Below are 8,340 nucleotides of genomic sequence, written 5' to 3' on the forward strand. Positions count from 1 at the left end.
CTTCCATATTAATTTTCATAAATTTTTCATCTTTCTCACCAACTAATAATAATAGAGGAATAGTATTTTTAGGTAGAAATTCCCATAAACTAGGTTGAGAACCTGTTCCCATAAATTGCAGTGATTTAACTAAATTTAGCGGATTATTTGCTAATCTACTGGCTATCATAGATTGGTATTGTGGATGATTTTTAATATCCCCAAAAATTGGCTGTTGATACCAATTATGGAGAAAGTGAACAAAATCATCTTTATTTGTCATTCTCGTTAATTTTTTGGCTATTTGAGCATCACTTTTAATTCTAGCCAACCTTGCGGTTTCTGTTGCTAAACCAGGAGAAGCAGATTCTAGGATAACTTTAATAAATCTTTGGGGAAAATGCAGAGTCAGATATAAGGCTAATCTTCCTCCCATTGAGTAACCAATTAAATAACACTGGTCAATTTTTAATTGATCTAATAATTGGATAATGGCTGCGGCTGTAGATGCCATTGTATAACATTCATCGTCTAAAACATGAGTTTTGCCATGTCCCGGTAAATCAATGGTAAGATGGGAAAAATCATCAACTAGTAGTTTTATCGCTTGATCAAATTCATAAATATTCCCCATGAAGCCATGTAAAAACAGAATTATTGGTTTGTTTGGTTGATGATTTAAAGAATAGTGAAATTGATATTTATGGATAATCAAGGCAAAAATCTATCTAAAGCGGCTTTTAATTGTTCAATTTCTGATTCTATATTACCTGCTTGAGCGGCTCTACCAATACATTCAGTTAAATGTTCGTCTAGGACAATTCGTGCTACTTTATCTAATGCTCCTCGCACGGCGGCAATTTGTAATAATACATCAGGACATGGCGTATTTTGTTGTACCATTGTCTTGATTCCGCGAACGTGACCTTCTATACGTGATAGTCGGTTAATAATCCGCCGTAAGGACTCTTCACTGTGGACATGAGGATGAACAGAATCAATGTGTGTATGATCCGTATGACTGTGATTGTGGATATGTTCGCCTGGTTCTGATACAGGTGAGGAGTCGTTTGTGATGGGGGTTGCTCCATTCATGAGTTGTTCTATGAATATTGGTTTTGGCATTTTGGCTCTAAGTAGTGAGACAGAATTAATTACACAATGTCATTGCGTTAGCGTTGCGTGGCGTTAGCCATAGGGAACGAAGTGAAATGAAGCAATCGCCAGGGTTGTGATTGCTTCCCTTCGCTCGCAATGACTGTAAATATTTTTGTCCAATTACTTAATCAATATTTTAGCCTAGAGAGATAGGAATTTTGTATGTTGTTTAACTGCTGCTACTGAATTAGTGACAGATGGGAAATATTCATGTTTGAGCCAAGATTTGGCAAAATCCCCGAAACGTGAAAATGTCAATAAACTAGAATGAGATGTAGATAGATTTATCAAGAAACAGCAAAAACTAGGCTTGTAGATTAGGTTGTGATTATGCGATTTTTTCAAATGCCTCGGTCTATTAGACAACTCAGTACCCATGTGTTAGCGATTTTTATGGGAGTGGTGTTGACTGTCACTTCCCTGCGGGTGTTACCTTCAGCAGCAGAACCGGGACCAAATCCTGTCACTGAGTCATTCACACAAGTTGCTCAAAAACCATCTTCTGCTACTGCTGTCATTGGTAGTCATAGTTTTGTGACAGCAGCGGTGAATCGTGTGGGTGCGGCGGTGGTGAGAATTGATACTGAACGAACGATTACTCGCCGCAATGATCCGATGATGGAAGATCCATTTTTTCGGCGGTTTTTTGGTGATAGCTTTCCCCAACAATCACCGACGGAACAATTACGGGGTTTAGGTTCTGGTTTTATTCTTGACAAAAGCGGCGTAATTCTCACTAATGCTCACGTAGTTGATAAGGCTGATAAGGTTACAGTCCGTCTAAAAGATGGTCGGACTTTTGAGGGTAAGGTGAAAGGCATTGATGAAGTTACGGATTTGGCTGTAGTTAAGATTAATGCTGGTAAAGATTTACCTGTTGCTCCTTTGGGTGCTTCTAATAATGTTCAGGTGGGAGATTGGGCGATCGCGGTGGGTAATCCGTTAGGATTTGATAATACTGTTACCTTGGGGATTGTCAGCACCCTAAAACGTTCGAGCGCTCAAGTAGGAATCAGTGATAAACGGTTAGATTTCATCCAGACTGACGCAGCTATTAACCCCGGTAACTCTGGTGGACCATTATTAAATGGTTTAGGCGAAGTGATTGGAATTAATACCGCAATTCGCGCCGATGCGATGGGGATTGGGTTTGCAATTCCTATTGATAAGGCTAAGGCGATCGCTGTACAATTGCAACGAGATGGCAAAGTTGCTCACCCCTATTTAGGTGTGCAAATGGTGACATTAACACCGGAATTAGCAAAACAAAATAACAATGATCCTAATTCCATGTTTGCAATTCCTGAAGTTAAAGGAGTTTTAGTCATGCGAGTTGTCCCTAATTCTCCGGCTGCAACTGCGGGTATCCGTCGCGGTGATGTGATTGTACAGATTGATAGTAAAGAAATTACTAGTGCTGAACAGTTACAAGGTGTAGTGGAAGACAGTACCCTTGGTCAAGCGTTGCAGATAAAAGTGCAAAGAGGGAATCAGACACAGATGCTTTCCGTCCGCACCGCTGAGTTGAAAGACCTTTCTTAGTTAGTTTTGAGTATGGGGGTATGCTTCATTCAATGGTGTCAACTTATACTCAATACGGCTTAATTATTTGATTCTGCGGGTAGGGGTAAAGCAAGAGCTTCATTGGTGTCAACTTAACATAAAACATTTATCCCCCAAAGAACTCAAGTCATCTCATTCCCAGTCTCTGACTGGGAATGAATTCTAGAAGGCTCTGCCTTCAATGATATTAGAGGCAGAGCCTCATTAACTGCATTCCTAGTCAGAGACTAGGAACGAGATGATGATAGCGTAGCGTGGCCTTAGCCATATTCCCAGTCTCATAGCAAAAGTTGTCTTTTGATGACTGAATAACTAGAAAATTTTTGAACTTGTTTAGGCTAAAATTCAGTAACCCAATTGGCTTGTTGGGGTACGGGAATATAAATTCCGGCTGCGTCTAAGGAAATTTTGAGACGACGACGGTATTCTCTGGCTACAGTCCATTGCTTGAGGGGCTGAGTTTTGATTAAGACGCGAATCATGATACCGCGATCGCTAAAATGTTCAACTCCTAAAACATTCGGCTTTTCCAGAATTTGATGTTGCCATTCGGGATCTTGACTCATCTCCAAACCCACATTTTCAATTAATTGTAAAGCTTTGTCTACATCAGCTTGATAAGAAATCGGAATACTTAAATCAGCCCGTGACCAGCGGCTGGAGAGATTAGCTACAATCTTGACTTCACTATTGGGAATGGTAATTAAACGCCCTTCTGAATCTCGAACTTGAGTCATTCGTAGATTCAACTTTTCCACCAAACCGCCCACACTGCCGACGGTAATCATATCACCCAGGGCATATTGATCTTCAAAAATAATTAGAAAGCCGTTAATTGCGTCTTTGATTAAGTTTTGGGAAGCGAGAGATATAGCCACACCGACCAAACCGGCACCAGCCAGAAGAGGAACAATATTTATTCCCAAGGCAATTAAGGACATTAAAATTCCCGCACCTACCCAAATAATGGTGGTGATACTTTTAGTGACACCGGAAAATGTGGATATTCTCAATTGTAAACGTTCGGAAGTTTCTGGAGTTAGTAATGCTCCACCACTAATGATGGTAGAGGTAAAATGATCGATGATAGCATAAGTAAACCGGACTATGACATAAGTTCCCACACCAACAATAATTAATTTGATGGGAATTTTGGCAATGGTGAGAATCCCAATTTGTAAGGCTTGGGTAGCAGGAAATAGTCCTAAAATAATTAAATTGCCACTGACCCAAATTCCAGCTTGTGCAAGTTGAAATAGTCTGGTTTTAACTTCTTGAAGATGTTGCTGTTGTTGATTAATTAATTTGGTAATGGGTTGATCATCTAAGGAATTAGACTCAAATGATTTTAGTAAATTATTACTTAAACGTTTTTGGAAACGACGGACTCCCCAACTCATAATCATCATAGTGATGGTACTAGCAGTAGCAATACCAACTTGTTGGAAAAATTGAGTTTGCGTTTCTGGTTGTGGTTGGGTTAATGCTGTTTTGATAAATGCAGTTTTGTGTAAATTCTCTGGAGTTTGGGTTGTAGCTTTAGGTATAGGTGCAATAGATATGATCATTGAACCCGTAATAGCTAAAAATTGAACTAGCACTCAAATACCTCCTTGGGTAACTCGCAAGGTTGCTATAGTCTTATCAGAGAAGGATGAAAAAGCCAAAAGTTAGATCAGGTCTTAATCTTACTTATATTGAAGATAAAGGTAGTATCTACTAGCTAATAGGTATTTATGATAAAATATGGCTAATTAAATGTATAATATCTTAGAAATAATATTTTTGAAAAATTTCCTATGTCTCGACCATCTTTTGTGATTTTTGCCCAAAATTACCTTTCTGCACTACTTAGTAATTATGGTAATGTTTTCCTGAATGAACTTATTCCCCGCAACCCTAAATTAAGAGTCTATAAACATCCTTCTCGATTTGGTTGGGAACGTACATATATAGAAACACTCTTTACTAATAACCCTAATATATTAGTTAGTCCCGAAGTGGTGGCGGAAGCAAAAATAGTAGATGTATTGTTTGAACCTGATATTAATAAATCTAGGATATCCTTGAGATTATTGGGAGAACTTACTTCAACTCCCTGTATTATTCAACCTCTACGCTGGACACCAAACACGCAGGAAGTAAGAAACTGTATAAATCATTTTTTAACGTGGACAAGTGAAACTAATGGCGGGATTATTCCTGTAAATGAAACTTTAAAAGATATAGATCGGGAAAAATCGGAAGAGGATGATAATAAAACTCAATTGATCATCGTTCCCTCTATTTTTCCTGACCATTTTCAAGGATTTGGAATTAAATCATCTGCTGTGAATATTCCAGGTGTTTATAATTTACCTGCAATTTTTTCTACTACTATCGTTGTTACAAATGAACTACCTATAGATATTTCCACTCTCTGGTTGAGGATTTTAGGACGGGGAAAGACTCAAAGACAGGCGATAATAGAACTTTTTCACTCAGGTATTGATGATCCGCTTTATACTTTAGCTCGGCAACAGTTACAACAATGGTATCAATTTTTATTACAAGGTGATATTGGTAAAGAATCTCATCTGTTGATACAAACTTTGGCTTCATTAACTTAGAAAATACTCTCACCCCTGCACACTAGCAATTATCTGGACGATATCCTGGGGAGTTGCACCAGTAGCTAACATTGCACGTATTAATAACTCAATGGAAACAGAATCATCGCCATTTTCAGCATTAGCAATCCTGGGTTGACTATCTTATGACTTACACAAAATATCTCTGAAACCCTCTTTTCTTCGTTTTCTTCGTTCCTTCGTGGTTCGTTCTCTCATGATTTGTACTTAATTTCTGAACTTATCCATGTAATAAAACTAGAGGTTTATCAGTTTGTTCCATATTTTTACTATATCAAATCTGATATATTTAGGCATATAATTGGCAAAATTACTTTTGCTGATAAATCGGGAATCAGTATTTACGAGAAAATGTGGCTAGTTGTCAGAAAATATTGTTAAAGTACGTAAAGGTTTATAGACCTGTTTCATTTTTTAGAGGATAATTTTTCATGATTGCAACAACTCCCATATTAAAGCACGAGGTTAAAGACCTCGCCCTCGCTCCCTTGGGAAGACAACGGATTGAATGGGCTGGAAGAGAAATGCCCGTATTGAAGCAAATCCGCGATCGCTTTGCCAAAGAAAAGCCCTTCGCTGGTTTACGCCTGGCAGCTTGCGCCCACGTCACCACAGAAACTGCACATTTAGCGATCGCCCTCAAAGCCGGCGGTGCTGATGCAGTATTAATTGCTAGTAACCCCCTATCAACTCAAGATGACGTAGCTGCAAGCCTTGTAGCTGATCATGGTATTGCCGTATTTGCTCAAAAAGGCGAAGATGCCGCTACATATAACCGCCACGTGCAAATCGCCTTAGATCATCGCCCCAACATCATTGTTGATGACGGTAGCGACGTGGTAGCAGAATTAGTTCAACATCGTCAACACCAAATTGCAGATTTAATTGGTAGCACCGAAGAAACCACAACTGGTATCGTGCGGTTACGCGCCATGTTTAAAGAAGGCGTTCTCACATTCCCCGCCATGAACGTCAACGACGCAGACACCAAGCACTTCTTTGATAACCGCTATGGTACTGGTCAATCTACCTTAGACGGGATTATCCGCGCTACAAATATTTTGTTAGCTGGTAAGACTGTTGTGGTTGTCGGTTATGGCTGGTGTGGTAAGGGTACAGCCCTCCGCGCCCGTGGCATGGGTGCAAACGTCATCGTCACCGAAATTGATCACATCAAGGCAATTGAAGCCGTTATGGATGGTTTCCGCGTCCTCCCAATGGCGGAAGCAGCACCTCACGGTGATATCTTCATTACTGTCACAGGTAATAAGCACGTCGTTCGCGGTGAACACTTCGATATCATGAAAGACGGTGCGATCGTTTGTAACTCTGGTCACTTCGATTTAGAACTTGATTTGAAATACTTAGCCGCTAATGCTAAGGAAATCAAGGATGTCCGTCCTTTCACTGAAGAGTATAAATTGACAAATGGTAAATCCGTAGTTGTACTCGGACAGGGACGTTTGATTAATTTGGCTGCTGCTGAAGGACACCCCAGCGCAGTTATGGATATGAGTTTTGCTAACCAAGCATTAGCTGTTGAATACCTGGTGAAGAATAAGGGTAGTTTAGCTGCTGGTTTGCATTCTATTCCTAGAGAAGTGGATGAAGAAATTGCTCGTTTGAAGTTGCAAGCTATGGGTATTTTCATTGATAGTTTGACAGCAGCGCAAATTGACTATACCAATTCTTGGCAGTCTGGAACGTAAGTCATTTAGTTGATTTTTTGGGGATAGGCGTTTTGCTTATCCCTTTTTTTAACGAACCGCAGAGACGCAGAGAGCGCAGAGGGAGGATATAATGGGAGGAGGGTGTTGTTTTAAGTTTGTATGTCAGCAAAAGATTTTTTTCACAATGCAGTTAGGTTAGCTTTAGAAAAAGATGGTTGGTTAATTACTGACGATCCTTTATCATTTACAGTAGATACTCTTGATTTTCGGATTGATTTAGCAGCAGAAAGACTGTTAGGAGCAGAAAAGGAAGGACAAAAAATAGCAGTTGAAATAAAATCTTTTTTGGGTCCATCTGACGTTAGTGAATTTCATACAGCTTTAGGACAAACACTTAATTACCGTTCTGTTTTAAGAAAAAAAGAACCCAACCGCATTTTATATCTTGCCATTGGTAATGAAATATACAAAGAGTTTTTTCTCATTCCGTTTATTCAAGAAATCATTGCTGAACATCAATTAAAATTACTGATATTTGAAGCTATTAAACAGGAGATTGTTTTATGGAAGGAATGAATTATCCTGAATTGGTAAAAACTGTATTAGCAAGACATACAGAAAATCATGCTTCCAAAGTCACAGAAAAGGAGTTAATTTTTGATTGTGAAAGAAATAGTTATTTAGTGGTTCATGTAGGATGGGAAAATAATGAAAGGGCTTATGGGACAATTATTCATGTAGATATTAGAGATGGAAAAATTTGGATTCAGAGAGATTTTACAGAAGAAGGTGTAGCTAGTGAGTTGGTAGATTTGGGAGTACCAAAAACGGATATTGTTTTAGGTTTTAAGCCACCTTATATGAGACAGTTTACTGATTTTGCATCGGTTTAGATTTTTTATTCAATTTTGATAACTTGATAATAACTTGATTTTTTGGGGATAGAAATTTTGTTTATCCTTTTTTTTCGTTTTCTGCTATGGATTTATTTAATGAGCCACGTTCGCGTAGCGCCCCATAGAGATAGACGAGAAGAACACGAAGGAAGAGAAATGTTTACGCCCCATAGATATAGTTTTTTTTCCTTCCTTCGGGTTTCAGTATGCTTTGGTATTACGAAGGGGCAACCTAAGAACAGTGTCGCGTGATATTTTTTAACAGGATGTTTGTTTTTTTAAGCTAAAACACATTTAATTTGCATATTAAAACTTCATCAAGTGGTAGGTTGGGTTGAGGAACGAAACCCAACATCTTTATAATTTTATTGCGTTGGGTTGCGCTTTGCTTAACCCAACCTACGAATTATTACTAAGTAAAGAATAATGAGAATAGGATAAAAT

The 8,340-nt window shown here is 38.7% G+C and carries 8 protein-coding genes; 5 read left to right on the forward strand and 3 right to left on the reverse strand.

What is annotated here, in order from left to right; translation table 11 throughout:
• Positions 1 to 694, reverse strand: a 694-nt coding sequence (menH, locus tag IQ228_RS15675) for a 2-succinyl-6-hydroxy-2,4-cyclohexadiene-1-carboxylate synthase (protein ID WP_193963472.1), incomplete at its 3' end; no start/stop codon positions are given.
• Positions 691 to 1,074, reverse strand: a complete 384-nt coding sequence (locus tag IQ228_RS15680) for a metal-sensitive transcriptional regulator (RefSeq protein ID WP_027402896.1) — start codon at positions 1,072 to 1,074, stop codon at positions 691 to 693. The genes IQ228_RS15680 and menH, both read right to left, overlap by 4 nt.
• A gap of 393 nt (positions 1,075 to 1,467) precedes the next feature.
• Here IQ228_RS15680 and IQ228_RS15685 point away from each other — a divergent pair, with 393 nt between their 5' ends.
• Positions 1,468 to 2,679, forward strand: coding sequence for an HhoA/HhoB/HtrA family serine endopeptidase (locus IQ228_RS15685; RefSeq protein WP_027402897.1), 1,212 nt, complete (start codon positions 1,468 to 1,470; stop codon positions 2,677 to 2,679).
• A gap of 359 nt (positions 2,680 to 3,038) precedes the next feature.
• Here IQ228_RS15685 and IQ228_RS15690 read toward each other — a convergent pair whose 3' ends face one another.
• Positions 3,039 to 4,301 (reverse strand): mechanosensitive ion channel family protein, encoded by a 1,263-nt coding sequence (locus IQ228_RS15690; protein ID WP_235335399.1) that lies wholly within the window; start codon positions 4,299 to 4,301, stop codon positions 3,039 to 3,041.
• A gap of 198 nt (positions 4,302 to 4,499) precedes the next feature.
• On the opposite strand from IQ228_RS15690, the gene IQ228_RS15695 reads away from it, so the two are divergent.
• The 4 genes from IQ228_RS15695 (at position 4,500) to IQ228_RS15710 (ending at position 7,893) form a co-directional block, all read left to right on the forward strand.
• Complete coding sequence (locus tag IQ228_RS15695) at positions 4,500 to 5,309, forward strand: hypothetical protein (protein ID WP_027402899.1); 810 nt, start codon at positions 4,500 to 4,502, stop codon at positions 5,307 to 5,309.
• Between the two features lie 452 nt (positions 5,310 to 5,761).
• Positions 5,762 to 7,039: an adenosylhomocysteinase gene (gene ahcY, locus IQ228_RS15700; RefSeq protein WP_193963474.1), complete on the forward strand. Its 1,278-nt coding sequence runs from the start codon at positions 5,762 to 5,764 to the stop codon at positions 7,037 to 7,039.
• 120 nt (positions 7,040 to 7,159) lie between these two features.
• Positions 7,160 to 7,576 carry a XisH family protein gene (locus IQ228_RS15705; protein ID WP_027402901.1) on the forward strand — a complete coding sequence of 139 codons (417 nt, stop codon included), beginning with the start codon at positions 7,160 to 7,162 and terminating at the stop codon, positions 7,574 to 7,576.
• On the forward strand, positions 7,564 to 7,893 hold the full coding sequence (locus tag IQ228_RS15710; RefSeq protein ID WP_027402902.1) for a XisI protein: 330 nt from the start codon (positions 7,564 to 7,566) through the stop codon (positions 7,891 to 7,893). Before IQ228_RS15705 ends, IQ228_RS15710 begins: the two co-directional genes overlap by 13 nt.
• Positions 7,894 to 8,340 lie beyond the last annotated feature (447 nt).

This window comes from Dolichospermum sp. LEGE 00246 (assembly GCF_015207865.1).
Classification (GTDB): domain Bacteria; phylum Cyanobacteriota; class Cyanobacteriia; order Cyanobacteriales; family Nostocaceae; genus Dolichospermum; species Dolichospermum heterosporum.